Origin of the sequence: Tsukamurella conjunctivitidis (genome assembly GCF_007858475.1) — a bacterium.
Classification (GTDB): domain Bacteria; phylum Actinomycetota; class Actinomycetes; order Mycobacteriales; family Mycobacteriaceae; genus Tsukamurella; species Tsukamurella conjunctivitidis.
In genome coordinates this window covers 1-553 of the sequence record NZ_VIGX01000241.1, presented here as the reverse complement: position 1 = coordinate 553, position 553 = coordinate 1, and the positions used below count along the sequence as shown (strand labels likewise).

Genomic DNA, 553 nt, shown 5'->3' with positions numbered 1-553 from the left:
GGTCCGGGTCACAGCCTGATCGGCTCCCACCAGGGAGAACACGTACTCACCTGCCACGGTGGCCTGGACCTCCCAGGCGGACCAGTAGGCGCAGTCCTGGGAGGTGCACAGATCGAAGGTGTCCTGCCCGGGGCGCCAGTGGGTGGGGCTTCCCATCATCAGGAGTGCGCGCTCGTCACCGGCGACCGTCCCGTCCTGCTCCAGGGTGAGGTGGGGCCGTCCCTGCGTGGTCGTTCCGTCCACCCAGCCCAGGGACTGTCCCACGAGGTCGTTGACCGCTGTGGCGCGCTCGACCACGGCACTCAGGTCCGCCTCGGAGTCCAGGCCGGTCAACTCCTGCGTGAAGTCTGTCTTCGCACCCGCGCCGATGTGGGGGAGTGCCTCGATCGCGGAGCGCGCATCGTCAATGGCATCGGCCTGTGAGTCCCCGCATCCTGCAAGGGCCAGTGAGAGCGCCACCACGCCCACTGCCACCGCCCGGGGACGGTGTCCGGGCGCGTGGGAGCCGTGGGCCGGGCAGGTGGTGGGAGACGTCATTCCTGCTCCTGGGGTC

General features: G+C 69.8%; 1 protein-coding gene. It reads right to left on the bottom strand.

Features of this window, described 5'->3' with window-relative positions; genetic code table 11:
- Positions 1 to 537: GA module-containing protein (locus tag FK530_RS25225; protein WP_146489513.1), on the bottom strand; the 537-nt coding region annotated here is incomplete at its 3' end.
- Positions 538 to 553: the final 16 nt, after the last annotated feature.